The organism is uncultured Paracoccus sp. (assembly GCF_937873615.1).
Classification (GTDB): Bacteria; Pseudomonadota; Alphaproteobacteria; order Rhodobacterales; family Rhodobacteraceae; genus Paracoccus.
This window is the reverse complement of the sequence record NZ_CALMYP010000032.1, coordinates 27854-54235: the sequence shown is the minus strand read 5'-3', so window position 1 is coordinate 54235 and position 26382 is coordinate 27854. Positions and strand designations below refer to the sequence as shown.

At 66.9% G+C, this 26382-nt stretch carries 25 protein-coding genes; 20 read left to right on the top strand and 5 right to left on the bottom strand.

Translation table 11 applies throughout. The annotated features are described in order from the left end of the window. Positions 1–16: 16 nt before the first annotated feature. Positions 17–190: a DUF1674 domain-containing protein gene (locus tag Q0330_RS08770; RefSeq protein WP_299477439.1), complete on the bottom strand. Its 174-nt coding sequence runs from the start codon at positions 188–190 to the stop codon at positions 17–19. A 177-nt stretch (positions 191–367) separates the two neighbouring features. Here Q0330_RS08770 and Q0330_RS08765 point away from each other — a divergent pair, with 177 nt between their 5' ends. The 7 genes from Q0330_RS08765 (at position 368) to Q0330_RS08735 (ending at position 8926) form a co-directional block, all read left to right on the top strand. Next, the gene (locus tag Q0330_RS08765) at positions 368–1561 is read left to right on the top strand and encodes an RsmB/NOP family class I SAM-dependent RNA methyltransferase (RefSeq protein WP_299477626.1); all 1194 of its coding nucleotides are present in this window, start codon (positions 368–370) and stop codon (positions 1559–1561) included. A gap of 9 nt (positions 1562–1570) precedes the next feature. Further along, positions 1571–3223 carry a heparinase II/III family protein gene (locus Q0330_RS08760; RefSeq protein WP_299477436.1) on the top strand — a complete coding sequence of 551 codons (1653 nt, stop codon included), beginning with the start codon at positions 1571–1573 and terminating at the stop codon, positions 3221–3223. A 35-nt stretch (positions 3224–3258) separates the two neighbouring features. Then, positions 3259–4848 (top strand): bifunctional phosphoribosylaminoimidazolecarboxamide formyltransferase/IMP cyclohydrolase, encoded by a 1590-nt coding sequence (gene purH / locus Q0330_RS08755; protein WP_299477433.1) that lies wholly within the window; start codon positions 3259–3261, stop codon positions 4846–4848. Further along, positions 4848–5486, top strand: coding sequence for a signal peptidase II (gene lspA / locus Q0330_RS08750; RefSeq protein ID WP_366518324.1), 639 nt, complete (start codon positions 4848–4850; stop codon positions 5484–5486). Before purH ends, lspA begins: the two co-directional genes overlap by 1 nt. Before the next feature lie 31 nt (positions 5487–5517). Then, on the top strand, positions 5518–6033 hold the full coding sequence (locus Q0330_RS08745) for a DUF3035 domain-containing protein (protein WP_299477431.1): 516 nt from the start codon (positions 5518–5520) through the stop codon (positions 6031–6033). Positions 6034–6185: 152 nt separating this feature from the next. After that, a complete protein-coding gene (locus Q0330_RS08740; protein WP_299477428.1) occupies positions 6186–7622 on the top strand; it encodes a pitrilysin family protein in 1437 nt (478 codons plus the stop codon). Then, positions 7619–8926, top strand: a complete 1308-nt coding sequence (locus Q0330_RS08735; RefSeq protein WP_299477425.1) for a pitrilysin family protein — start codon at positions 7619–7621, stop codon at positions 8924–8926. Before Q0330_RS08740 ends, Q0330_RS08735 begins: the two co-directional genes overlap by 4 nt. 59 nt (positions 8927–8985) lie before the next feature. Here the strand turns inward: Q0330_RS08735 and Q0330_RS08730 are convergent, their stop codons facing one another. Then, positions 8986–9162, bottom strand: coding sequence for a hypothetical protein (locus Q0330_RS08730; protein WP_299477422.1), 177 nt, complete (start codon positions 9160–9162; stop codon positions 8986–8988). A gap of 133 nt (positions 9163–9295) precedes the next feature. Between Q0330_RS08730 and mutL the strand changes: the two genes are divergently transcribed. The 7 genes from mutL (at position 9296) to Q0330_RS08695 (ending at position 16058) form a co-directional block, all read left to right on the top strand. Beyond that, positions 9296–11110: a DNA mismatch repair endonuclease MutL gene (gene mutL, locus Q0330_RS08725; protein ID WP_299477419.1), complete on the top strand. Its 1815-nt coding sequence runs from the start codon at positions 9296–9298 to the stop codon at positions 11108–11110. Between the two features lie 44 nt (positions 11111–11154). Further along, positions 11155–11526: a DUF3775 domain-containing protein gene (locus Q0330_RS08720; protein ID WP_299477416.1), complete on the top strand. Its 372-nt coding sequence runs from the start codon at positions 11155–11157 to the stop codon at positions 11524–11526. A gap of 130 nt (positions 11527–11656) precedes the next feature. Further along, positions 11657–11890, top strand: a complete 234-nt coding sequence (locus Q0330_RS08715) for an exodeoxyribonuclease VII small subunit (RefSeq protein ID WP_299477413.1) — start codon at positions 11657–11659, stop codon at positions 11888–11890. Continuing rightward, the gene (locus Q0330_RS08710; protein WP_299477410.1) at positions 11890–12753 is read left to right on the top strand and encodes a polyprenyl synthetase family protein; all 864 of its coding nucleotides are present in this window, start codon (positions 11890–11892) and stop codon (positions 12751–12753) included. Before Q0330_RS08715 ends, Q0330_RS08710 begins: the two co-directional genes overlap by 1 nt. A 23-nt stretch (positions 12754–12776) precedes the next feature. Further along, positions 12777–14693, top strand: coding sequence for a 1-deoxy-D-xylulose-5-phosphate synthase (gene dxs, locus Q0330_RS08705; RefSeq protein WP_299477407.1), 1917 nt, complete (start codon positions 12777–12779; stop codon positions 14691–14693). A 16-nt stretch (positions 14694–14709) separates the two neighbouring features. Next, positions 14710–15429 (top strand): VIT family protein, encoded by a 720-nt coding sequence (locus tag Q0330_RS08700; RefSeq protein ID WP_299477404.1) that lies wholly within the window; start codon positions 14710–14712, stop codon positions 15427–15429. 2 nt (positions 15430–15431) lie between these two features. Further along, positions 15432–16058 carry an SH3 domain-containing protein gene (locus Q0330_RS08695; protein ID WP_299477401.1) on the top strand — a complete coding sequence of 209 codons (627 nt, stop codon included), beginning with the start codon at positions 15432–15434 and terminating at the stop codon, positions 16056–16058. Here Q0330_RS08695 and ubiB read toward each other — a convergent pair. After that, positions 16055–17590: a 2-polyprenylphenol 6-hydroxylase gene (gene ubiB, locus Q0330_RS08690; protein ID WP_299477398.1), complete on the bottom strand. Its 1536-nt coding sequence runs from the start codon at positions 17588–17590 to the stop codon at positions 16055–16057. The genes Q0330_RS08695 and ubiB overlap by 4 nt on opposite strands. A gap of 1 nt (position 17591) precedes the next feature. Beyond that, positions 17592–18335: a bifunctional demethylmenaquinone methyltransferase/2-methoxy-6-polyprenyl-1,4-benzoquinol methylase UbiE gene (gene ubiE, locus Q0330_RS08685; RefSeq protein WP_299477395.1), complete on the bottom strand. Its 744-nt coding sequence runs from the start codon at positions 18333–18335 to the stop codon at positions 17592–17594. 76 nt (positions 18336–18411) lie between these two features. On the opposite strand from ubiE, the gene mutM reads away from it, so the two are divergent. The 6 genes from mutM (at position 18412) to recF (ending at position 24697) form a co-directional block, all read left to right on the top strand. After that, positions 18412–19254, top strand: a complete 843-nt coding sequence (gene mutM / locus Q0330_RS08680) for a bifunctional DNA-formamidopyrimidine glycosylase/DNA-(apurinic or apyrimidinic site) lyase (RefSeq protein WP_299477621.1) — start codon at positions 18412–18414, stop codon at positions 19252–19254. Positions 19255–19329: 75 nt separating this feature from the next. Next, positions 19330–20106, top strand: a complete 777-nt coding sequence (locus Q0330_RS08675) for an enoyl-CoA hydratase (RefSeq protein ID WP_299477392.1) — start codon at positions 19330–19332, stop codon at positions 20104–20106. A 150-nt stretch (positions 20107–20256) separates the two neighbouring features. Continuing rightward, positions 20257–20526, top strand: coding sequence for a 30S ribosomal protein S20 (gene rpsT / locus Q0330_RS08670; protein ID WP_299477389.1), 270 nt, complete (start codon positions 20257–20259; stop codon positions 20524–20526). Positions 20527–21037: 511 nt separating this feature from the next. After that, on the top strand, positions 21038–22393 hold the full coding sequence (gene dnaA, locus Q0330_RS08665) for a chromosomal replication initiator protein DnaA (RefSeq protein ID WP_299477386.1): 1356 nt from the start codon (positions 21038–21040) through the stop codon (positions 22391–22393). A gap of 118 nt (positions 22394–22511) precedes the next feature. Continuing rightward, the gene (dnaN, locus tag Q0330_RS08660; protein ID WP_299477381.1) at positions 22512–23630 is read left to right on the top strand and encodes a DNA polymerase III subunit beta; all 1119 of its coding nucleotides are present in this window, start codon (positions 22512–22514) and stop codon (positions 23628–23630) included. Further along, positions 23627–24697: a DNA replication/repair protein RecF gene (recF, locus tag Q0330_RS08655; RefSeq protein ID WP_299477378.1), complete on the top strand. Its 1071-nt coding sequence runs from the start codon at positions 23627–23629 to the stop codon at positions 24695–24697. The genes dnaN and recF overlap by 4 nt, the downstream gene beginning before the upstream one ends. On the opposite strand, the gene Q0330_RS08650 is transcribed toward recF, so the two are convergent. Then, positions 24698–26245 carry a phospholipase D family protein gene (locus Q0330_RS08650; RefSeq protein ID WP_299477375.1) on the bottom strand — a complete coding sequence of 516 codons (1548 nt, stop codon included), beginning with the start codon at positions 26243–26245 and terminating at the stop codon, positions 24698–24700. It lies immediately after the preceding gene. Positions 26246–26382: the final 137 nt, after the last annotated feature.

Below are 26382 nucleotides of genomic sequence, written 5' to 3'. Positions count from 1 at the left end.
CCGGGCCGCGCGGCGCTCAGAAATCGACGCAGATGCCTTTTTTCTCGTAATCGCCGAAGCGCACCGGCTCTGGCCCGTCGCGGCCGCCGAGTTCGGGGGGCAGGTCCTGCGGCTTTGTGGCCTTGCGGCGTTCCTCGGCCTCGGCCAGGGCGCGTTGGGCCTCGGGCGGCAAATCGCGTTGCTCGGTCATGGCGGGCGGCCTTTCATTGCGGTAACAGGACCTGATCTAGGGAAAGGGCCGGGTTTGGGCAAGCCGCAGACAGGAAAGCAGACAGGAAAACCGCAACGGGATCGTTCGTCGGGCAGGCCTCCGCAGGATGGGGCGCGCAAGGGGGCGCTGCGGCTTCTGGCCGGGGTCCGCGACGGCATGGCGCTGTCGGATCAGTCGGGCGCGATTGCCGGGCTGGCACCGGCTGAGCGGGCGCGGGCGCAACGGCTGGCGCTGGCGGTGCTGCGCAATATCGACCGTGCCGATACGCTGCTGGTGCGGCACCTGTCGAAGAAGCCGCGCCCCGATGTGCTGGATGCGCTGCGCCTTGGGACAGTGGAACTGCTGGAGATGGGCGAGGCCCCGCATGGGGCGGTGAATGCCGCTGTCGGTCTGGTGCAGGGGATGGGGCCGAAGGGGCGGGCGGCCTCGGGCATGGTCAATGCGGTGTTGCGCAAGATCGCTGGGCAAGGCGCGGAATGGACCAGCCTGCCGCCCGAGGAGATGCCGGACTGGCTGCGCGACCCCATTGCCGCTGCCTGGGGGCAGGATGTGGTGCTGGCCATCGAGGCCGCGCATCAGGCCGGCGCGCCGGTCGATTTCAGCGCCAGGCCCGGCAAGGAGGCACCCGGCGTGGCGCTGCCGAGCGGGTCTTATCGATTGCACGATTCGGCGCAGATCAGCGCCTTGCCGGGTTTTGCCGTGGGCGACTGGTGGGTGCAGGACGCGGCTGCGGCCATGGCGGCGCGGCTGCTGGACCCGAAGCCCGGCGAATATGTCGTCGATCTTTGCGCGGCGCCGGGGGGCAAGACGCTGCAACTCGCCGCCGCCGGGGCGCGGGTGACGGCGGTGGATATTTCCGGGCCGCGTCTGGCGCGTCTGGCCGAGAACCTTGAACGCTGCGGCTTGCAGGCCGAGGTGGTCGAGGGCGATGCGCTGGAATGGCAGCCGGCGGTGGCGCCCGACGCGATCCTGCTCGATGCGCCCTGTTCGGCCACGGGCACCATTCGCCGCCATCCCGACCTGCCGCTGATTCGCGATGACAGCGCCATCGAGGGGCTGGCCTTGCTGCAATCGGCGCTGATCGACCGTGCTCTCGATATGTTGAAGCCGGGCGGTCGGCTGGTTTTCGCCACCTGTTCCCTGCTGCGGGCCGAGGGCGAGGATCAACTGGCCGGTGCCATTGCGCGCCATCCGGGGCTGCATGTGATCCGGCCGGCGCTGCCGGGGATCGAGCCGGGCTGGATCACCGAACAGGGCGGGTTGCGGCTGAGGCCGGATTACTGGCCGGATCGCGGCGGCATGGATGGGTTCTTCATCGCGTGCTTGCAGAAGCCGGAAGCGAGCCGGTAGATTCCGGGCATGACCGAGCCCCGCCCCCATGGATTCACCCGCCGACCCGAGCCGCACAGCCTGGGGTCGAGCCTGCGCGGGCAGGAGATGGTCGAGGGCGTGCTGCCGCTGACCGGGCTGGCCCTGACCGGCGATCCCTTTGCCGGGGCGGTGGGCGATCCCGAACAGGCAGCGGAACTGCATGGTTTCGGCTGGCTCGACGATCTCGCCTCGCTCGGCAATGCCAGGGCGCGCGACATGGCGCAGGCGCGGGTGCTGGGCTGGATCGCTGCCCATCCGGTGCCGCCCGAAGCGGGTGGCAGCGATCCCGTCTGGCGCGCCGATGTGACCGGGCGGCGGGTGCTGCGCTGGATCTTTCATTCCGGCCAGATCCTGCCGGGGCTGGACCGGGCGGCGGCGCAGCCGGTCTTTGACAGCCTTCACGCGCAGCTCGATCATCTGAGCCGGGCCGAGGCGCCCGCCGGATTGCCCGGGATCGAGGCGCTGGCGGGGGCGGCCATGGCTGCCATGCTGCTGACCGGGGCCGAGGATCGGGCAGAGCCCGCGCTTGCGGCGCTTGGCGCGGCGGTCGAGCCTTCGATCCGGCAGGGGGTCATGCGCGGGCGCTGCCCCGAATCGCTTTTGGCCTGCCTGTCGCTTCTCGGCTGGGTGAAGGCCAGTGCCGCCGATGGCGGGCTTGCGCTGCCGGGTGAAATTTCCGCCGTCATCGAAGACATCGCGCCACAGCTGCGGGCGCTGCGCCATGCCGATGGCGGCCTGCCGCGCTATCACGGTGGCGGGCGCGGGGTCGCGGGGCGGCTGGATCACAGCCTGCGCGCGGCCTCGGGGCCGGCGGTCGCGGCGCCGGGTCATGCCATGGGTTTCGCGCGCCTGTCGCGGGCGCGGGCGACGGTGGTCATGGATGCGGGCCAGCCGCCGGCGGGACCGGCGGCGGCCCATGCCCATGCCTCGACCCTGGGGATCGAGTTCACCTCGGCCCGGCATCCGATCGTGGTCAATTGCGGCTCTGGCCGGATGTTCGGCCCGGCCTGGGCGCGGGCCAGCCGCGCCACCGCCTGCCATTCGACGCTGTGCCTGTCGGGCTTGAGCTCGGCCAAGCTGCTGCCGCCGGACGGGCAGGGGCATGAGCGCCTGACGCTGCTGCCGCAGAAGGTCTGGGCCGGGCGCTGCGATGCCGAGGGCAACCTGCTGCCCGCCGAGACCTCGCCCGCCAATCCGCGCCTGCCGGAGACGATCCTGTCGGGCCATGATGCCTGGCAGGGCACGCATGGGCTGACCCATCTGCGCGAGTTGCAGCTCTCTGCCGATGGCGATCAGTTCAGCGGCACCGATACGCTGGCGGCGCTGGATATCGACGGGCAGGGCCGGCTGGCGCAGGCGCTGACCAATGCGCCCGAGGGGATCGGCTTCGAGATCCGCTTTCATCTGCATCCCGAGATCGAGGCGATTGCGGAAGGCGATGATGTTCACCTGCAATTGCCGGGGGCGGAGGCGTGGTATTTCAGCCATGACCTCGTCTCGACCCTGCGGCTGGAGCCTTCGGCCTATCTGGAGCAGGGACAGCCGCAGCCGCGCGCTTCGGTCCAGATCGTGCTGGCCCATCGGCTGGAGGCCGAGGCGGTGCAGATTGGCTGGACCTTCATGCGGGCAGGCGCTAGCTAGGCGCCATCCAAAAGCCCGCAGCCGCAGGAACCCCCATGCCGCAAGATATCGTCCCGCTGAAACGCGCCCTCATTTCCGTCTCGGACAAGACCGGGCTGATCGACTTCGCAAGGGGGCTGGAGGCCAAGGGGGTCGAGATCCTGTCGACCGGCGGCACCGCCAAGGCGCTGCGCGAGGCGGGGATTGCGGTCAAGGATGTCTCCGAGGTGACCGGCTTTCCCGAGATGATGGATGGTCGCGTCAAGACGCTGCATCCGGTCGTTCATGGCGGGCTGCTGGCGCTGCGCGACGATGCGGCGCATCAGGCATCAGCCAGTGAGCACGGGATCGGGATGATCGACCTGCTGGTCGTGAACCTCTATCCGTTCGAGGAAACCGTCGCCAAGGGCGGCGATTATGCCGATTGCGTCGAGAATATCGACATTGGCGGCCCGGCGATGATCCGCGCCGGGGCCAAGAACCATGCCTTTGTCGGCGTGGTCGTGGATGTCGAGGATTATGCCGAGGTGCTGAAGCAGCTGGACGCGCAGGGCGGCACCGATCTGGCGACCCGCAAGCGGCTGGCGCAGACGGCTTATGCGCGCACGGCGGCCTATGATGCGGCGGTGTCGAACTGGATGGCCGGCGCGGTCGGCGTGGAAACCCCGCGCCGTCGCGCTTTTGCGGGCACTTTGGCGCAGGGGTTGCGCTATGGCGAGAACCCGCATCAGCGCGCCGCCTTCTATGTGACCGGCGAGGCCCGGCCCGGCGTTTCGACGGCGAAGCAATGGCAGGGCAAGGAACTGTCCTATAACAATATCAACGATACCGATGCAGCGTTTGAACTGGTCGCAGAATTCGACCCGGCGGAAGGCCCGGCCTGTGCGATCATCAAGCACGCCAATCCCTGCGGCGTGGCCCGTGCCGATACCGCCGCCGAGGCCTATCGTCGCGCCTTCGACTGTGACCGGACTTCGGCCTTTGGCGGGATCATCGCGCTGAACCAGACCCTCGATGGCGAGACCGCGCAGGCGATCACCGAGATCTTCACCGAGGTGGTGATCGCCCCCGATGCCACCGACGAGGCGCGCGAGGTTTTCGCGGGCCGCAAGAACCTGCGCCTTTTGACCACGGGCGGGCTGCCCAATGCCTCCGCCCCCGGCACCGCATTCCGGCAGGTGGCGGGCGGGCTTCTGGTGCAGTCGCGCGACAATGGCCGGGTGATGCTGCCCGAGTTGAAGGTGGTCACGAAGCGCCAGCCGACGCAGGCGGAACTGGCCGATCTGCTGTTCGCCTGGCAGGTCGCCAAGCATGTGAAATCGAATGCCATCGTCTATGCCAGGGATATGGCGACGGTCGGCATCGGCGCCGGTCAGATGAGCCGCGTCGATTCGACCCGGATCGGTCAGCGCAAGGCGCAGGACATGGCCGAGGCGCTTGGCCTCTCGCAGCCGTTGACCAGCGGGTCGGCGGTGGCATCCGATGCGTTCTTCCCCTTTGCCGACGGGGTTGAGGCGCTGGCGGATGCGGGCGCGGTGGCGGTGATCCAGCCCGGCGGCTCGATGCGCGATGCCGAGGTGATCGCGGCGGCCGATGCGCGCGGCCTTGCCATGGTCTTCACCGGGCAGCGGCATTTCCGTCACTGATGGCGAAAGAGGCGAGCAGAAAGCCGGCGGCAGGCAAGCCGGCCAAGGCCGAACAGGCCCCGAAGCCGCCGGCCCGGTCGCGGGCGAAGAAGGCGGCTGTGCCTGAACCGGCGCCCGCGCCGATCCGGCTGCGGATGCTGGGTTGGGTGACGCTGGCGGTGCTGCTGATCGACCAGATCAGCAAGTATTATGTCGTCCATGTGCTGCGGCTGGATCGTATCCGCGAATACGATCTGCTGCCGCCCTGGCTGAACCTGCGCATGGCCTGGAATCAGGGGGTGAATTTCGGCCTCTTCTCCTCGTCGCAGGACATGATGCGCTGGGTGCTGATCGGCGTGGCGCTGGCGGTCTGCCTGTGGCTTTACGTCTGGATCCGGCGGGTGCGGCCCGGTTGGCGGACGCAATTGGCGGCGGGGCTGTTGATCGGCGGCGCGCTGGGCAATGTGATCGACCGGGTGTTTTACGGCGCGGTGGCGGATTTCCTGAATATGTCGCTGCCGAACTGGCGCAATCCTTACAGTTTCAACGTCGCGGATATCGCGATTTTCGCCGGGGCCATCGGGCTGATCCTGATGCCGCCGCATCGTGGCGAGGCCGATGCGGACAAGACCCGTGACGCGCCTGCGAAATCGGGCTAGAACGGGCAGCAACGTGTTACGGGGGACCCATATGCGGGCTATCTGGGTGTTGATCGGTGTGGCGGCTCTGGCCGGTTGTTCGAATGATCCGCAGCTGCACAATATCTCGTCCGGGCAGACCACGCCGGATGAGTTCGCGATTCTGCCGACGCGGCCCTTGTCCATGCCTCAGGACCTGAACCAGCTGCCGCAGCCGACGCCGGGCGGGGCCAATATCACCGATCCCAATCCCAAGGGCGATGCGGTGGCGGCCCTTGGCGGCGATCCGTCGCGCCTGCAGCCGACCGGAATCGGCACGGCCGATGGGGCCTTGGTCAACTATGCCTCGCGGCTTGGCGTGAATGCCGGCATCCGCCAGCAGCTTGCGCAGGAAGATGTCGAATGGCGCTCGAACCACTCGCGTCGGCTGCTGGAGACATGGGCGCGGACGGATGTCTATTACCGCGCCTACGAATCCATGACGCTGGACAGCTGGGCCGAGCAGACGCGCTGGCAGCGTGCCGGGGCGAAGGTGTCGACCCCGCCGCCGGTCGAGATCGTCGAGTGACGCCCGCCGGTTAGGGGCTGTATCGTCTCGACGGGTCTGGTTTGCCGGGTATCCGGCAGCTTCACCCGGTCGTGATTTGCCGGGGGGCGGTTCAGCCAGCATGTTGCGCGCGGCCTCCGCCGTTCTGACAGATAGCTGTGAAAGGATCGCCGATGCGTATGCTTTGCCTGGGTGCCGTTCTTGCCGCCTCTGCCGGCTTGCCAGCCGTTGCCGAGATTCCTGCGGGTGTGACCAGCTTCACGCTGGATAACGGCATGGAAGCGGTGGTGATCGAGGATCACCGCGCCCCCGTCGTCGTCCAGATGGTCTGGTACAGGATCGGTTCCGCTGATGAGGTGGCCGGGAAGACCGGGCTGGCCCATTATCTCGAACATCTGATGTTCAAGGGCACCGACAAGCTGGAAGCGGGCGAGTTGTCGAAGACGGTTTCGGCCAATGGCGGCATGGACAATGCCTTCACCAGCTATGACTTCACCGCCTATTTCCAGCGCATCGCCAGCGACCGGCTGCCGCTGATCATGGAGATGGAGGCCGACCGCATGGCCAATCTGAACATCGGCGAGGAAGACTGGCAGGCCGAACGCCAGGTCGTGCTGGAGGAGCGCGCGCAGCGCACCGACAGCGATCCCGGCGCCTTGTTCGCCGAGGAGCGCAGCGCCGCCCAATATCTGAACCATCCCTACGGTCGCCCGGTGATCGGCTGGCGCGACGAGATGATGGGGCTGACGCGCAGCGACGCGGTGAAATGGTATGACGACCATTACGCGCCGAACAACGCCATCCTGATCCTCGCCGGCGACGTGACCCCGGAAAAGGCGCGCGAACTGGCCGAGACCTATTACGGCCCGATCCCGGCGAAAGAGGGGGTGAGCCGTGCCGCCCGCCCGCAGGAACCGACGCAGCGCGCGCCGCGCCGCATCACCATGCACGATCCGCGCGTGCCGCAACCCCGGATGACCCGCACCGTGCTGGTGCCCGAACGCAATCCCGGCGATCAGAAGACCGCCGCCGCGCTGAGCGTGCTGGCCGAATTGCTGGGCGGCTCGCCCCAGACCTCGGTTCTGGGGCAGAAGCTGGTGATGAGCGGCAAGGCGCTGTTCGCGGGGGCGGGCTATGAGGGCTATGCGGTCGATCCGACGAATTTCTATCTGTCGCTGATCCCCGCCGATGGCGAGACGCCCGAGGCGGCGGAAGCGGCGCTGGATCAGGTTCTGGCCGATTTTCTGGCCGAGGGACCGGATGCGGCGCAGCTTGAGCGGATCAAGACCCAGATCCGGGCCTCGCAGATCTATGAACAGGATTCGGCCCATGGCCGGGCCTATGACTATGGTCAGGGCCTTGCCACCGGGTTGACGGTCGAGGATGTGAGCGACTGGCCGCAGATCCTGTCCGAGGTGACCGCCGAGGATGTCATGGCCGCCGCCGATCTGGTTCTGAACAGCACCGCGACGGTGACCGGCTGGCTGCTGCCGGCGGAAGAACCCGGCGCGACGGCAGAGGCCGGGGTCATGCCCGCATCACCCCCCGAGGCCGCGACCGAACCCGCCGCATCCGAACCGCAGGCCGAGACCCCGGAGATCACCCAATGAGCTTCCTTCGCGCCATTCCCTTCATCCTCGCCAGCCTGATCGCCGATCCTGCCGCCGCGACCGAGATTCAGGAGGTCACCTCGCCCTCGGGGATCAAGGCCTGGCTGGTCGAGGATCATTCCATTCCCTTCACCGCGCTCAATCTGGCCTTCCGGGGGGGCGCCAGCCTCGATGCGCCGGGCAAGCGCGGGGCCATCAACCTGATGACACACACGCTGGAAGAAGGCGCGGGCGAGATGGACGCGACCGCATTCGCCGCCGCGACCGAGGATCTGGGCGCGCGGATCACCTTCGATGTCAGCGACGATGCGCTGGTGGTGTCGAGCCAGCTTCTGACCGAGAATCGCGATCAGGCCGCCGCCCTGATTGGTGCGGCGCTGAGCGATCCGCTGTTCGCCGAGGATGCGGTGGCGCGGGTCAAGGGGCAGGTCATGTCGCTGGTCCGCTCGGAAGAGAACGATCCGAACGCCATCGCCCGCACGGCTCTGGCGAAATCCATCTGGGGCGCGCATCCCTATGGCAGTTCGATCAACGGCACCGTGGACACGCTGACGCCGCTCGGGCCGCAGGACATGGTCGAGGCGAAGAACCGCGTCATTGCCCGCGACCGGGTCATCGTCGGCGCGGCGGGCGACATCACGCCCGAGGAACTGGGCCTGCTGATCGACGAGATCCTGTCGGGCCTGCCCGAGACCGGCACCGTGCCCTTGCCGGATCAGGCCAGCTTCAGCCCGGATGCGGCGACCGAGGTGATCGACTGGGACAGCCCGCAGACCGTGGTGGCCTTTGCCCTGCCGGGGCCGGAGATGGACGATCCCGACTATTTCGCCGCTTTCGTGGCCAACCGGATCTTTGGCGGCGGCGGTTTTTCGTCCCGCCTGATGGAGGAGATCCGAGAGAAGCGCGGGCTGACTTACGGCGTCTATACCGCCCTCGTGAACGGGGTTTACGGGCCAAGCTGGATGGGCGGCATGTCCAGCTCCAACGCCTCGGTGGCCGAGGCGGTGACGCTTCTGCGCGGTGAACTGGCGCGCATGGCCGATGGGGTGAGCGATAAGGAACTGGCCGATGCCAAGACCTATCTGACCGGGGAATATCCGCTGCGTTGGGACGGGAACGGCAAGATCGCCGGGATTCTGGCCGGGATGCAGCTGATCGGTCTGCCGATCGACTATCCCGAGAAGCGCAGCGCCATGATCGAGGCGGTCACCGCCGAGGATGTGGCCCGCGTTTCCGCCGAACGGCTGACGGACGAGCACCTGCATCTGGTGCTGGTCGGCCGGCCCGAGCATTTCACGCCCTGACCGGCGACATGGACCGATGACAGGACCGCGCAGCCGCAGTTGCGCGGTCCTCTCATGTCTTACGGGACGCGGACCACGCCGGAACTGCCGAGTGCCGCGCCCGCGACCGCGCCGACGGGACCGGCGATCACCGCCCCGGTCGCGGCGCCGGTGGTGGCGCGGGTGGTGACGTTGGGACCGCAGGCCGCCAGCGTCAGGGCGGCGCCGCAAAAGAGAAGGGCGGCAAGTCTGGTCATGGGGACGGTTCCTGATCTGAAGGAATGTTTGGATCTGCGGGATAACGATCCGGCGCGGCGCAAAGTTGCGCCGGCTGGTGAATGATCGTCCGAATCATTTTCACATCTTCGGTGAACTGCTAGATATGGGGCCATGAACAGTCACAACCCCCAGATACGCCCGGTTATCCGCCAGTTGGACGACAGCATCGCCAACCGCATCGCGGCGGGCGAGGTGGTCGAGCGTCCGGCCTCGGCGGTGAAGGAACTGGTGGAAAACGCGCTCGATGCCGGGGCGCGGCGGATCGACGTGACCATCTCGCAGGGCGGCAAGGCGCTGATCCGGGTGGTCGATGACGGCTGCGGCATGAGCGCCGAGGATCTGCCGCTGGCGCTGTCGCGTCATGCGACCTCGAAGATAGACGGGACCGATCTGCTGGACATCCACAGCTTCGGTTTCCGGGGCGAGGCGCTGCCCAGCCTCGGCGCGGTCGGTCGGCTGAGTATTACCTCGCGCGCCGAGGCCGAGGGGGCCGAGATCCGCGTGACCGCTGGCCGGGCCGAGCCGGTGCGCCCGGCCTCGGCCAATCGCGGCACCGTGGTCGAGTTGCGCGACCTGTTCTTCGCCACCCCGGCGCGGCTGAAATTCCTGCGCAGCGAGCGCGCGGAAACCCAGGCGGTGGCCGAGGTCGTGCGGCGGCTGGCCATGGCCGAACCCTCGGTCGGGTTCACGCTGCAGGACGGTGACCGGCTGATCTTTCGCGCCGATGCCGAGCAGGGCGATCTGTTCGACGCGCTTCATGCCCGTCTGATGCGGGTGATGGGTCGCGATTTCATCGACAATGCCATTGCCATTGACGCCGAGCGCGACGGGGTGCGGCTGACCGGCTTCGCGGCGCTGCCGACCTATTCGCGCGGGGCGGCGGTGGCGCAGCATGTCTTCGTCAATACAAGGCCGGTGCGCGACAAGCTGCTGACCGGGGCGCTGAGGGCGGGCTATTTCGATGTCCTGCCCTCGGGCCGGTATCCGGCGGCGGTGCTGTTCGTCGATTGCGATCCGCATTTCGTCGATGTGAACGTGCATCCCGCCAAGGCCGAGGTCCGCTTCCGCGAGCCCGATACCGTGCGCGGGCTGGTGGTCTCGACCCTGCGCCACAGTCTGGCTGGGGCCTCGCGCCGGGCCTCGGACACGGTGGGGGCGGCGACGCTGGCGGCTTTCCAGTCGGAACCGCTGGCCACCCCGGCCAGCCCGCCGCGCTATCAGATGGACTATCGCCCCTCGCAAGCTGCGATCCGCGCCGCCTATGAGGGGCAGGCCCCGGCTTTCGACGGTTTCAGCGAAGCGCCCTCGGCCCGGTTCGAGCCGGTCGCGGAGGTGCCCGAGGACGCGCCGCTTGGCGCCGCCCGGGCGCAGGTGCACGAGAATTACATCATCGCCCAGACCGGCGACGGCATGGTCATCGTCGATCAGCACGCCGCCCATGAGAGGCTGGTCTATGAACGCCTGAAGGCCCAGGCCGAGGCGAAGGGCATTGCCAGTCAGGCCCTGCTGATCCCCGAGATCGTCGAACTGCCCGAGGAGGATGCCAGCCGCATCCTTTCGGTCGCCGAAGACCTTGCCGGGCTGGGGCTGCATGTCGAGGCGTTTGGCGGCGGTGCCGTCGCGGTGCGCGAGGTGCCGGCCCTTCTGGGCAAGCTGGATGCGGCGGCGCTTATTCGCGACATCGCCGACGATCTGGCCGATCAGGGCGCCTCGGACCGCCTGAAGGCGCGGGTCGATTCGGTGCTGTCCTCGATGGCCTGCCACGGCTCGGTGCGTTCGGGCCGGCGCATGAGTGCCGAGGAGATGAATGCCCTGCTGCGCGAGATGGAGCGCACCCCGCGTTCCGGCCAGTGCAATCACGGCCGGCCGACATGGGTCAAACTGTCGCTTGCGGATATCGAACGGCTGTTCGGTCGCAGGGATTGACGCGCGCCGGGCCGGGGCCGACAATCGCCGAAAGGAGCATCGACATGCTGGACATCACCCCTGACAAGATCGCCCATATCATCATCCGGGCCCGCGAATATGAAAGCGGCGTCAATGCCTGGGCGCATAGCGGGCATCGCACCGGCCATGGCGTGCGCACCGAACTGCACGATTTCATCGCCTCGCTGAACGAGGACGAGCAGGCCGCGCTGACCGCGGTCATGTGGATCGGCCGCGACAGTTTCGACGCCGAGGATCTGGAGGAGGCCGTGGCCACCGCCCGCGCCGAAAAGACCGTCCCGACCGAGGATTACCTGATGGGAGAGCCGCGCCTGGCCGATCTGCTGGAAGCCGGTCTGGACGCGCTCGGGATTTCGCCCGAGGACAGCGAGGACGAGGTGCAAAGCCCGGTGTGACCGGCCCGTTTTGCCCCTTGCCGCCGGCATCCTTACGTTTCGGTGGTTTCTTGGCGCGAAGGGGGCTACAACCCGGCGATGCCGGGCGCTTTGCGCCGGGTGACAAGATCAACGCAAAAAGGCCTGCGGGATGAGTGATATCGCAACCCTGTCCTTCGAGGACGCGATGAAAGAGCTGGAGGGCGTGGTCTCGCGCCTGGAAAGCGGCAATGCCTCGCTTGAGGATTCGATCAAGCTCTATGAGCGCGGGGCCGGCTTGCGCGCCCATTGCGAGGCGCGGCTGCGCGCCGCCGAGGAGCGGGTCGAGAAGATCACCCTCGCGCAGGGCCAGCCCACCGGCACCACCAAGGCCGAGGATCTCTGATGGACGCCCGCATGGAGGAGGTGAAGGCCCAGGTCGAGGCCTTTCTGGGCGAAGTGACCGCGAAACTGCCGAAGGGCGAGTTGACCGACGCGATGCATTACGCCTGTGTCGGCGGCAAGAAGGTGCGCGCCTTTCTGGTGATGGAATCGGCGCGGCTTCACGGCATCGCGCCCGAGGCGGCGCTGCCGGTCGCGGCGGCGGTCGAGGTGTTGCACGCCTATAGCCTCGTGCATGACGACCTGCCCGACATGGATGACGACGACCTGCGCCGGGGGATGCCCACGGTGCACGTGCAATGGTCGCCGGCAACCGCGATTCTTGCGGGCGATGCGCTCCAGACCTTGGCTTTCGAATTGCTGACCGACCCGGCCATCGGCGACGAAGCCGCCCGGCTGCGGCTGATCAAGGCCTTCGCCCATGCCGTCGGCGCGGCGGGCATGGTGTACGGTCAGATGATGGATATCGCCGCCGAGGAAGCCGCGACGCCGCTGGACCTTGCCGGGATTTCGCGGATGCAGGCCGCCAAGACCGGCGCGCTGATCGCCTTCGCTGCGACCTCTGGCGCGCTGATCGCGGGGGCCGAGACCGAGGCGCTCAGGATCTATGCCGCGAAGCTCGGCCTCGCGTTCCAGATCCATGACGATATCCTCGACGTGACCGGCGATCAGGAAACCACCGGCAAGCGGGTCGGCAAGGATGCCGAGGCCGGCAAGGCGACCTTCGTCTCGCTTCTCGGTCTCGAAGGCGCCCGCGCGCGCGAGACCGAGCTGATCGACAAGGCCACCGCCGCGCTTTCACCTTATGGTGAAGCGGCGGATAACTTGCGGGACCTGGCACGTTTCGTTATCGACCGCCAAAGCTGAACGCCCTCGGAAAGGGCCGCGCCATGAACCAAGATCGACCGCAAACCCCCGTTCTCGACCGGGTCAGCCTGCCTTCCGACCTGAAGGCGCTGTCCGACCGCGAGTTGCGCCAACTGGCCGACGAGTTGCGGGCCGAGACGGTCAGCGCGGTCTCGGTCACCGGCGGGCATCTGGGGGCGGGGCTGGGCGTGGTCGAACTGACCGTGGCGCTGCATGCCGTTTTCGATGCGCCGCGCGACAAGATCATCTGGGATGTCGGGCATCAATGCTATCCGCACAAGATCCTGACCGGCCGGCGGGATCGTATTCGGACGCTGAGGACCGGCGGCGGGCTGTCGGGTTTCACCAAGCGTTCGGAAAGTCCCTATGACCCGTTCGGGGCCGGGCACAGCTCGACCTCGATTTCGGCGGCGCTTGGCTTTGCCATGGCGCGCGAATTGGGCGGCGATCCGGGCGATGCGATCGCGGTGATCGGCGATGGCGCCATGTCGGCGGGCATGGCCTTCGAGGCGCTGAACAATGCCGGCCATCTGGGCAAGCGGCTGTTCGTGATCCTGAACGATAACGAGATGTCCATCGCGCCGCCGACCGGGGCGCTGTCGAGCTATCTGACCAAGCTCTATACCGAAGGCCCGTTTCAGGAGCTGAAGGCGATGGCCAAGGGCGCCGTCGGCTTCCTGCCCGAGCCGTTCCAGGAAGGCGCGCGCCGGGCCAAGGAAATGCTGAAGGGCATGACCGTCGGCGGCACCCTGTTCGAGGAGCTGGGCTTTTCCTATATCGGCCCGGTGGACGGGCACGATCTGGACCAGCTTCTGCCGCTTCTGCGCACGGTGAAGGCGCGCGCCGACGGTCCGGTGCTGATCCACGCCATTACCCGCAAGGGCAAGGGCTATGCCCCGGCCGAGGGTGCTGCGGATCGGGGCCATGCGCGCGGCAAGTTCGACGTGGTGACGGGCGAACAGGCCAAGGCCAAATCCAACGCGCCAAGCTATACCAGCGTCTTCGCCAAGACCCTGATCGCCGAGGCCGAGGCCGACGACAGGATCGTCGCCGTCACCGCCGCCATGCCGGACGGGACCGGGCTGAACCTGTTCGCCGAGCGTTTTCCGCGCCGCTGCTTCGACGTGGGCATTGCCGAACAGCATGCGGTGACGTTCAGCGCCGGCCTCGCGGCGGGCGGGCTGAAACCCTTCTGCGCGCTTTATTCCACCTTCCTGCAGCGCGGCTATGATCAGATCGTCCATGACGTGGCGATCCAGCGCCTGCCGGTCCGCTTCGCCATCGACCGCGCCGGTCTGGTCGGCGCCGATGGTGCCACCCATGCCGGCGCCTTCGATGTGGGGTTCTTGGCCAACCTGCCCGGCATGGTGGTCATGGCCGCCGCCGACGAGGCCGAACTGGTCCATATGGTCGCCACCGCGAGCGCCCATGACGCGGGCCCCATCGCCTTCCGCTTCCCGCGTGGCGAGGGCACCGGGGTCGAGATGCCCGAACGCGGCACGCCGCTGGAAATCGGCAAGGGTCGCATGATCGCCGAGGGCAAGCGCGTCGCCATCCTGTCCTTCGGCACCCGCCTGTCCGAGGTCATGGCCGCCCGCGAAGCGTTGACGGCGCGCGGCATCACGCCCACGGTCGCCGATGCCCGCTTCGCCAAGCCGCTCGACCGCGACCTGATCCTGCGGCTCGCGGCGGATCACGAGGCACTGATCACCATCGAAGAGGGCGCCATCGGCGGCTTCGGCAGCCATGTCGCCCAGCTTCTGGCCGATGAGGGCGTCTTCGATCACGGGTTGAAATTCCGCTCCATGGTGCTGCCCGACACCTTCATCGACCATGACAGCCCCGCCGCCATGTATGCCGACGCCGCCATGAACGCGAAGGATATCGAGGCCAAGGTGCTGGATGTGCTGGGCGTCGCCAGAATAACCGCCCGCGCCTGACCGGAAAGGAATACCCATGTCTTCCCAAGACCACGCCGCATCCGCCCATCCCGATGAGCCGCATTTCGTCTCGCGTTCCGGCTGGCTTCGGGCGGCGGTGCTGGGGGCGAATGACGGGATTGTCTCGACCGCCTCGCTGCTGGTGGGGATCGCGGCGGCAAGCTCGGACCGACCGGCGATCCTGCTGGCGGGGCTGGCGGGGATGACGGCGGGGGCGCTGTCGATGGCGGCGGGGGAATATGTCTCGGTCTCCAGCCAGTCGGATATCGAGCGGGCCGATATCGAGCGCGAAAGGGTCGCGCTGCGGGATGACCCCGAGACCGAACTGGCCGAACTGGCCGAGATCTATGAGGAGCGCGGGCTGTCGAAGGACACCGCCATGCTGGTCGCGAAGGAGTTGACCGAACATGACGCGCTTGGCGCCCATGTCCGCGACGAGTTGGGGCTGAGCGAGATCCACACCGCCAATCCGGTGCAGGCGGCGCTGGCATCGGCGGCGGCCTTCGCGGCGGGCGCGGCGCTGCCGGTTGCGGGGGCGATCCTGGCACCGCAGAACCTGATCATTCCGGTGGTCTTCGTGGCCACCCTGCTGGCGCTGACCGTGCTGGGCGCCATCGGCGCGCGGGCCGGCGGTGCGCCGGCCACGCGACCGATCCTGCGCATCCTGTTCTGGAGTGCCATCGCCATGGCAGCCACGGCGTTGATCGGGAAGATATTCGGCGTCTCGGTCGGCTGAGCATGTTGAAACCGCTGGTCCTGATTGCGCTGCTGATCGCCGGCCCGGCAGCGGCGACGCAGGAATATATTCTGCCGACGCTGTTCGACGTGGCGGGCGTTGCCGCCGACGACATCCTGAATATCCGCGCGGCGCCCTCGGTTTCGGCCCCTGTTATCGGGGTACTGGCATCCGATGCGACGGGGGTGGAGGTGACGGCGCAGGATGCATCGGGCCGTTGGGGGCAGGTGAATGCGGGCGAGCGCGCGGGCTGGGTCGCGATGCGCTTCCTGAATTATCGCAGCGATGTCTGGCAGGCCGGCACCGTGCCCGAGGGCTTTTCCTGCGCCGGGACCGAGCCGTTCTGGGGCTTTCGGTTGGTCCAGGGCGGGCTGGTCTGGGAAGAACCGGACCATCGCATCACCCTGTCGGGCGCGCAAATTCTGGACAGCGGCGTCTTCCGCGACCCCAGCCGCGCGATTCTGGTCGAGGATGACCACGACCTGCTGATGGCCAGCGTGACGCCGAAGCAATGCTCGGACGGGATGTCGGACATGGCTTACGGGCTGGAGGCCACGGTCATCCTGCAAAGCCGCGACCAGCCGGCGCGCATGTATCGCGGCTGCTGCCGGATCGCGCCGCCGCGCTAGGAGAGCGCCGCCGCGATCAGGGCGATGGCGGCGGTCACGCCGGCCCCGGCGGCGGCGGATTGCCAGTTGAACTTGTGCGCGGGCGGGCGCTTCGGGGTCTCGGCCTGCTGGCGCGCGCGCCAGAGTGCATCTTCGATCAGCGCCGGCATCAGCGGCATGGCGCGTTGCAGGGTCATCAGGATCTGCTTGCTGTCCGACATCATCGCCCGCGGTCCGAGATTGTCCTTGATATACTGTTCGACCACAGGCTTCGCCGTGTTCCAGATGTTCAGGTTCGGATCGAGAGAGCGGGCGACGCCTTCGACCACGACCATGGTGCGCTGCAGCAGGATCAGTTCCGTGCGCGTCTGCATCCCGAAACGCTCGGTCACCTCGAAAAGGTAACCGAGAAGATTGGCCATCGAGATTTTCGTTGCATCGGCGCCGAAGATCGGCTCGCCCACGGCGCGGAGCGCACGGGCGAAGGCGGCGGGGTCGCGGTCGCGGGGGACGTATCCGGCCTCGAAATGGACGCGGGCGAGGGCGTCGTAATCGCGGCGGATGAAGCCCATCAGGATCTCGGCATAGACGCGGCGGGTATATTCGTCGATCTCGCCCATGATGCCGAAATCATAGGCGATCAGGTCGCCATTCGCGGCCACCTTCAGGTTGCCCTGATGCATGTCGCCGTGGAAGAAACCGTCGCGCAGCGCGTGTGCGAGGAAAAGCTGGAGGATACGTTCCGCAAGCGCCGAGGTGTCATGCCCCGCCGCCCTGATCGCCGCCACATCGCCAAGCGGGATGCCCTCGGCCCAGTCAGAGGTCAGCACCCGGCGCGAGGTCTGTTCCCAATGCGGGGCGGGGACCTGGAAATGCGCATCGTCGCGGGTGTTCTCGGCGAAAAGCGAGGCCGAGGCGGCCTCAAGCCGCAGGTCCAGCTCGCCATTCACGACGCCCTCGAAATGGCTGACCACGTCCTTCGGGCGCAAGCGGCGGGTGGCGGGCGAGATCGCCTCGATCATGTCGGCGCCGAAATGGAAGGCGTCGATGTCGCGGCTGAAGGCGCTGGCGATATTGGGGCGCAGCACCTTCACCGCGACCTCGTGGCCGGTCGCGGCGCGGCGCGCGCGATGGACCTGCGCGATGGAGGCGGCGGCGACGGGTTCGGAAAACTCGCTGAACATGTCGTCCAGCGGCTGACCCAGATCGGCCTCGATCATCGCCTTGGCCTGATCGGTCGGGAAGGGCGGCAGCTTGTCCTGAAGATAGGAAAGCTGGTCGGCCAGCTCGACGCCGACCACATCGGGCCGGGTCGAGAGGATCTGGCCGAACTTGATATAGGCGGGGCCGAGCGCGGTGATGGCGCGCGTCACCGGCGGCAGCGAGGGATCGCCCTTGTAACCCAGCCAGCGGAACGGCCAGCCCAGCACCCGGGCGGCGATACGGACATTGCGCGGCGCCTGCATGGCGTCGAGCGCCACGCCCATGGCGCCGGTGCGCTCGAAGGTGGCGCCGGTGCGGATCAGGCGCCAGATATTGTGCGGGCCGCGCATGTTACAGCTTCCAGCCCGAATGCAGCGCGGCGATGCCCATGGAGAGGTTGCGATATTGCACGCGTTCGAACCCGGCATCGCGGATCAGGCCGGCGAAGGTGTCCTGATCGGGGAAGCGGCGGATCGATTCGACCAGATACTGATAGCTGTCGCGGTCATTGGCGACCATCTGGCCAAGCGCCGGGATGACGTTGAAGCTGTAGCGGTCATAGGCCCATTGCATCGCCGGTACCGGCAACTGCGAAAATTCCAGCACCATCAGCCGCCCGCCGGGGCGCAGGACGCGGAAGGCCTCGGCCAAGGCATCGGGGATGCGGGTGACATTGCGGATGCCGAAGCTGATCGTATAGCGGTCGAAGCTGTCATCGGCGAAGGGCAGGGCCATGGCATCGCCCGTGACCCATGACAGGCGTTGGGCTAGGGCCTCGGCCTCGGCCCGCTTGCGACCCTCGATCAGCATCGATTCGGTCATGTCGCAGACGGTGACGCGGGCCTTTGGCGCGCGGTCCAGAAAGCGGAAGGCGATATCGCCGGTGCCGCCCGCGACATCCAGAAGCTGCTGGCCGTCGCGCGGCGCCAGCCAGTCCATCATCGCGTTCTTCCAGATCCGGTGGATGCCCGCGCTCATCAGGTCGTTCATCACGTCATAACGCGAGGCCACGCGCGAAAACACGCCATGGACCATGCCCGCTTTCGCGTCCTCGTCCACAGTCTGAAAGCCGAAATGGGTCTGCCTGTCGCTCATTCTACTTGCCGTTCTGAATCCCGGGGCACAGTTAAGGGTGATCCCGCGCGGCCACAATGCGACGAAAGCGACGAAGATGCCAGAACTGCCCGAAGTCGAGACGGTCCGCCGTGGTCTGGAGCCGCATCTGCAGGGGCAGCGCATCGCCCGGCTGGTGCTGAACCGCGACGGGCTGCGCTGGAAATTCCCGGCCGATCTGGTGCAGGTGGCGACCGGGGCCACGGTGACCGGGCTGCGCCGTCGGTCGAAATATGTGCTGCTGGATCTGGACCGCGAGGCCTCGATCCTGATCCATCTGGGCATGTCGGGGCGGATCGTGATCGAGGGGCAGGGTGTGGGCGATTTCCACCGCGACCCCGCGATCCTGCCGCAGCATGACCATGTGATCTGGGAAACCGAGGCCGGCACAAGGATCACGCTGAACGATGCAAGGCGATTCGGCATGGTGGACCTGATCCGCGACGACAGCTCGCCCCTGCTGGACGGGCTCGGGCCGGAACCGCTGGAGGCGGCATTTTCGGGCGAGACACTGGCCCGCGCCTTCGAGGGGCGGCGGGCGCCGGTCAAGGCGGCGCTGCTGGATCAGCGCAATGTGGCGGGTCTGGGCAATATCTATGTCTCGGAGGCGCTGCACCGCGCCGGCATCGACCCGCGCCGGACTGCCGGGCGAATCGGGCGGGCGCGGCTGGACGATCTGGCCCGCCAGATCAAGGATGTGCTGACCGAGGCCATTGCCGCCGGCGGCTCTTCCCTGCGCGATCACCGGCAGGCGACGGGGGAACTGGGCTATTTCCAGCACAGTTTCCGCGTCTATGACCGCGAGGGCGCGCCCTGTCCGCGCCCGGGTTGCGCCGGCACGGTGCGGCGCATCGTGCAATCGGGACGTTCAAGCTTCTTCTGTCCGACCTGCCAGCACTAGTGCGGCAACGGAGTCTGGCCAGCCGCTCACGGCTTTGTTAGGACATGGCGATCCGCAACCGTGAAGGGATGCCCCATGGGTTACCAGAACATCACCGTCGAGATCACCGATTACGTTGCGCTGATCCGGCTGAACCGACCCGACGCGCTGAATGCGCTGAATACCGGGTTGCTGGCCGAGTTGACGGCTGCGCTTGCCGATGCCGATCACAATGACAAGGTGCGCTGCATCGTCGTCACCGGCAGCGAGAAGGCCTTTGCCGCCGGTGCCGATATCAAGGAGATGTCGCAGAAGACCTTCGCGACCGTTTTCGAGGAAGACCTGTTCACCGCACCGACCGAGGCGATCCTGGCGATCCGCAAGCCGATCATCGCGGCGGTTTCGGGCTATGCGCTTGGCGGCGGGGCCGAACTGGCCATGGCCTGCGATTTCATCATCTGCGCCGATAATGCAAAATTCGGCCAGCCCGAGATCAATCTGGGCGTCATTCCCGGCATTGGCGGCACGCAACGCCTGACCCGCTTCGTCGGCAAGTCCAAGGCCATGGACATGAACCTGACCGGCCGCTTCATGGATGCCGAGGAGGCCGAGCGTTCGGGCCTTGTCAGCCGTGTCGTGCCAGCGGCGAAACTGCTGCCCGAGACCATGGCCATCGCCCGCAAGATCGCCGAGAAATCGCAGGTCGCCGTCAAGGCCGCGAAAGAGGCCGTCAACCGCAGCTATGAAACGACGCTGCGCGAAGGCCTGCAGTTCGAGCGTCGGCTGTTCCATTCGCTTTTCGCGACCGAGGATCAGAAGGAAGGCATGGCCGCCTTCCTGGAAAAGCGCGAGCCGCAGTTCCGCGATCGCTGATTCCGCTTGGCTTTCCGGCCCGGCGCCTGTATAGGCCCGGGCTTACATGCGCGTGGGCCCGCTTAAGGCAAGAATCATGACCGTCCGACCCGGACGGTGCCATGGGGCTTTTGCGTAATCGACATTCGAAGAACAGACAGGACCGCACCCATGGCCAATACGCCCCAATCCAAGAAACGCGCCCGCCAGATCGAGCGCCGCACCGAAGTCAACAAGGCCCGCCGCTCGCGCATTCGCACCTATCTGCGCAAGGTCGAGGAAGCCATTGCCTCGGGCGATGCCGATGCCGCCAAGGCCGCCCTTCAGGCTGCCCAGCCCGAACTGATGCGCGGCGTCACCAAGGGCGTCTATCACAAGAACACCGCCTCGCGGAAAATCTCGCGCCTGGCCTCGCGCGTGAAGGCCGTCGCCTCCAAGTGATGCTGGTCTGAACGAAGTTCAATCTCAGGCTGCAAGTTGACGCAAGGGCGCATCCGAGGATGCGCCCTTGCGCATTTTTATGTCTCCAATGCCATGAATTTTCAATAAGTTCGGACAAGCCACTGGATTTGCGACGGCTTTGTGACGGCCGGCAGACAGGCGTCCCGGATTCGTTCCGACGAAGTTTCTGTCAAGCGCGAAGATCAGTTGCGACAGGCTCGTGATCGCGGCTAACTTCGTCCCTGCGATTCACGTCGCCTTGGGGGAAGTTGCACCCGGATCGGTTCTGCCACCGGTCCGAGGACAGCAATTCAAAAATGACCGAACAACGGTCTGTGGCTGATAATGCAGGGGCTGCCATCCTTCTGCATCATTGGCAAAACGCGTCCCGGCCTGACAGGCGAGGTGGCATCATGCTGCCAGGCCTGTCGGAGGTCGGCCCCTTTTGCGTCGTGACTTGCCCGTGCCGCCCAGCGGCCGGAATTGGGGACAAGACGAAGAGATAACAAGAATGAAAGACCTTTGGGATCGGGCCAGTGACGCACTTCGGGACAGGATCGGCAGCAACAACCACACCGCCTGGATCGCGCCTCTGGCGCTGACCGGCATCGAATCGGGCGAGGCACTGATCACCACGCCGACGCGTTTCATCTCGGACTGGGTGCAGCGTCATTACGCCGAGGCGATTCGTGACGCCCTGATCGAGGCCGGCGCCAGCATCGGGCGGCTCAGCTTTCAGGTCGCCGCGCCGCGCCGCGCCGCCACCACCGCGCGCAAGCCCGCAGCTGCGGCACAGCCCGCCGCGGCCCGCAGCCCGGCCGAGCAGGACATGTCGGCGCCGCTGGATGCGCGTTTCACCTTCGACAATTTCGTTGTCGGCAAGCCGAATGAGTTGGCCCATGCCGCCGCCCGCCGCGTCGCCGAAGGCGGCCCGGTGACCTTCAACCCGCTGTTCCTTTACGGCGGCGTCGGCCTCGGCAAGACGCACCTGATGCATGCCATCGCCAGCGACATGCGCGCCCGCCGCCCCGAGGCGCGCGTGCTCTATCTTTCGGCCGAGCAGTTCATGTATCGCTTCGTGCAGGCGCTGCGCGAGCGCACGGTGATGGATTTCAAGGAAATGTTCCGCACTGTCGAGGTGCTGATGGTCGATGACGTGCAGTTCATCGCCGGCAAGGAATCGACGCAGGAGGAATTTTTCCACACCTTCAACGCGCTTGTCGATCAGGGCAAGCAGATCGTCATTTCCGCCGACCGCGCCCCGGGCGAGATCAAGGATCTGGAAGACCGCATCAAGTCGCGCCTGCAATGCGGTCTGGTCGTCGACCTGCATCCGACCGATTACGAATTGCGTCTGGGTATCCTGCAGACCAAGACCGATGCCTTCCGCGCCCAATATGCCGGCCTCTGCATCGAGCCGGGCGTGCTGGAATTCCTCGCCCATCGGATCACCTCGAACGTGCGGGTGCTGGAAGGCGCGCTGCAGCGGCTGTTCGCCTTTGCCAGCCTGGTCGGGCGCAAGATCGACATGGAGCTGACGCAGGATTGTCTGGCCGATATCCTGCGCGCCTCGGACCGGAAACTGTCCATCGAGGATATCCAGCGCCGCGTGGCCGAGCATTACAACATCAAGCTGGCGGATCTGGTCGGGCAGAAGCGGGTGCGCACCATTGCCCGGCCGCGTCAGGTGGCGATGTATCTGGCCAAGCAGATGACCACGCGCAGCCTGCCGGAAATCGGCCGGCGCTTCGGCGGGCGCGATCACACCACCATCATGCACGGCGTCCGCAAGATCGAGGAGCTTTGCGCCGACGATCACGGTCTGGCCGAAGACGTGCAGCTTCTGCGCCGCGCGCTGGAAGCCTGATCGCCAAGGCTTGATTCCGGCGGCGTTTTTAATGACATTCGGCAAACCGGCCCGACGGGCCGGTTTCGATGCGCCGTAACGTGCGCAAGACCGACGCGCGCATGACAGGGGACTGGTTATGAAATTCTCGATCGAACGGGCCGATCTGGTGAAAGCCGTGGCGCAAGCGGGGTCGGTGGTCGAACGCCGCCACACCATTCCGATCCTCGCCAATGTGCAGATCGAGGCCACGCCCGACGGCGTCAGCTTCCGCGCCACCGATCTCGATACCGAGGTGGTGGACAAGACCGCAGCCCATGTCGAGCGCCCGGGCGCGACGACCGTCTCGGCCCAGATGCTGAACGAGATCGCGCGAAAGCTGCCCGACGGTTCGCTGGTGACGATTGCCGTCGACGGTGCCAATGACCGGCTGACGGTGCAGGCGGGGCGGTCGAACTTCACCCTGGCGACGCTGCCGACCGAGGATTTCCCGGTCATGGCCAATGCCGAATATACCGCCAATTTCGCCGCACCCGCGCCGGTGCTGCGCCGGTTGTTCGACAAGTCGAAATTCGCCATCTCCAACGAGGAGACGCGCTATTACCTGAACGGCGTCTATATGCATGTGGCCGATTCCGAGGAGGGCCGGGCGCTGCGCTGCGTGGCCACCGATGGCCATCGGCTGGCGCGGATCGACGCCACCCTGCCCGAAGGCGCGGCCGAGATGCCCGGCGTGATCGTGCCCCGAAAGACCGTGGCCGAGCTGCGCAAGCTGCTGGAGGATGACGAGGCCCAGATCGCGGTGTCGGTCAGCGAGACCAAGGTGCGTTTCGCCACGCCGACGATCACGCTGACCTCGAAGGTGATCGACGGAACCTTCCCCGATTACACCCGCGTCATTCCCGCCGGCAATTCCCGCAAGCTGGAAGTCGATGCCAAGGATTTCGCCCGCGCCGTCGACCGCGTCGCCACCGTCAGCAGCGAGCGTTCGCGCGCCGTGAAGCTGGCGCTGGAACTCGACCGGCTGGTCCTGTCGGTGAACGCGCCCGATGCCGGCACGGCGGATGAGGAACTGGCCGTGGCTTACGGCGACGACCCGCTGGAGATCGGCTTCAACGCCAAATACCTTCAGGAAATTGCCGCCCAGATCGACCGCGAGAATGCCGTCTTCATGTTCAACGGCTCGGGCGATGCGGCGCTGATCCGCGAGGGCACCGACCCGTCGGCGGTCTATGTCGTCATGCCGATGCGCGTGTGACGCTTCATCGCCTGACGCTTGCCCAGTTCCGGTCCTGGCCGCGATTCGAGCTTGAACTCGATGCGCGGCCAGTGGCGCTTTACGGGCCGAACGGTTCCGGCAAGACCAATGTTCTGGAAGCGGTGTCGATGCTGGCGCCGGGGCGCGGGATGCGTGGTGCGGCACCCGGCGATCAGGCCCGGCAGGGCGTCGGCGCGGGCTGGCGCATCAGGGCCCGGATAGGTGACAGGCAGGTCGAGACCATTGCCCCGCCCGGATCGGGGCGCGAGGTGCGCATCGACGACAAGCCCAGCCCGCAGACCGCGCTTGGCGCGCTGATCCGGGTGATCTGGCTGACCCCGGCGATGGACCGGCTCTGGACCGATGCGCCCGAGGGGCGCAGGCGGTTCCTCGACCGGGTGACGCTGTCCTTCCATCCCGGCCATGCCGAGGCGGCGCTGAGCTATGACAAGGCCATGCGAGAGCGTAACCGGCTGCTGCGCGATCAGGTCACCGATCCGGGCTGGTATCGGGCGCTGGAAACCCAGATGGCCGAGGCCGGCGCGCAGCTGACGACGAACCGGCTTTCGGCGCTGGAGCGGATCATGGCGGCGCAGGCGGCATCGGCCGACTTCCCGGCGGCGACCCTGACCCTCATGCCGGGCGAGGGCTTTGCCGACGATCCGAATGCGGCGGATATCGCCGGTCGGCTGGCGGCGATGCGGCCGCGCGATCTGGCGGCGGGCCGCAGCCTGACCGGGCCGCATCGCGCCGATCTGGGTGCCGTCTGGGGGCCGCAGGATATGCCCGCCGCGCTCTCCTCGACCGGGGAGCAGAAGGCGCTGCTTCTGTCGGTGATCCTTGCCAATGCGCGGGCGCTGCCCGACCTGCCGGTGCTGCTGCTGCTGGACGAGGTCGCGGCGCATCTGGACAGCGACCGGCGCGCCGCGCTTTATGCCGAGATCACGCGTCTGTCGGCGCAATCCCTGCTGACCGGCACCGGGGCGGAGCTGTTCGAGGCCATCGCGCCGCGCGCGCAGATGCTGGAAATCGCGCGCGGCGTTGAGGGGTCGCGGCGGCTGGCGTAACTAGAGCAGCCACTCGATCGGCAGCAGGTTCAGCACATAGACGGCGATGCGGTCGCCGAAGCCCAGGCTCGGCTCGTGGTCGATTTCCTTGACCGAACCATCGGGCTGCGGGTCCTGCCAGACCATGTCATGCCCTTGCAGCACCGGCTGGAAGCTGCGCCTGGCCATGCCGTTCAGCAGGGTGTTCGACATCGCGCCGGCAATGGTCGGGCTGTCGATCAGAAAGCCCATCTCGCAATTCAGCGCCGCCGAGCGCGGGTCGAAATTGAACGAGCCGATGAAGACCCGGGCATCGTCGGCGGCGAAGGTCTTGGCGTGCAGGCTGGCCCCGGACGATCCCATCGGCCCGAGCACGTCATGGCCCTGCGGCATCCCGGCCACCGGCTTCAATTCGTAAAGCCGGACCCCCGCTTCCAGCAGGTCGCGGCGGTATTTGACGTAACCGGCATGGACCATGGGCACATCGGTCGCTTCCCAGGAATTGGTCAGGATGCTGACCTCGACACCCGCGCGCGCCAGATCGGCGAAAAACGCACTGCCGCGCGGACCGGGCACGAAATAGGCCGAGACCAGTTCCAGCCGGGCCTCGACCTCGCCGAGAATCTTGCCCAGACGCGCGATCATCAACTGGTCGCGGTCGACCTTGCCGATGCCCTTGTCGGGATTGTCGGCAACGACGCTGACATCGGTCCATTCCATCGGCGGCGCGCCACCGCGCACCATCCGTCCGGCCGGTCCACGGGCATTGCCGGCATCCAGTTCCACCGCGCCGTCGCTGTCCTTGGCGGCAGCGACAGCCGCCTCGAAATCGGTAAGATCGCCCGTGCCCTCGATCACCTGCTCCAGTGCCAGCACCGGGGCGCTGTTCCAGTATTCGTCGAAGATCGCCTCGGTATCGGTGACCACCGCGCCCACGCCCAGCACGTCGAGATCGAGATAGGAGGGTTCTTCCCCGAAGGCGAAATACTCGTTGCCGATATTGCGCCCGCCGACGATGGCCACGGCACCATCGACGATGAAGGCCTTGTTATGCATCCGCCGGTTCATGCGCAGCGGATAAAGCGCATAGCCCAGCATCTTCGGATTGCGCACGGTCGAGGGGTTGAACAGCCGGATGGAAAAATTCTCCATCGCGTTCAGCGCCGCCAGCGTGTCGTCCATTCCGGCGATGCCGTTATCGTCCAGAAGCAGCCGCACCCTGACCCCGCGTTCTGCGGCGTCGCGCAGCGTGTCGAGCAGCAGCAGCCCGGATTCGTCATCGTGCCAGATGTAATACATCGCATCGATCGAGCGTTCGGCCCCGGCCGCCAGTTCCAGCCGGCCGATCAGCGCGCCGCGCCCGTCCGGCAGGGCCACGACCCCGGACTGGCCGGGATGGGCGGCAAGCGCCTCGGCCGCGCGCGGACCGAGCGTGGTGGTGCCGTCGAAGGGCAGCGCCGTTTCCAGCGGGCGGCCTGCGGTCGGGGGCACGGCGAAGATCAGCCGGCCCGCGACCCAGAAAATTCCCAATACAAGGACGGTCCAGCCCAGCATTCGAAGCCACCGCATTGCCGTATTCCTTCCTTCCAGTCTGCCCGAAACCACCGGACCAGAACAACATCCGCAACAACTCGCGGCAAAGCGGTGGAAAACCACGAAATACAGTGGCTTTGCCGTGACTTTGCCTTTGCAAGTGACTATATCAT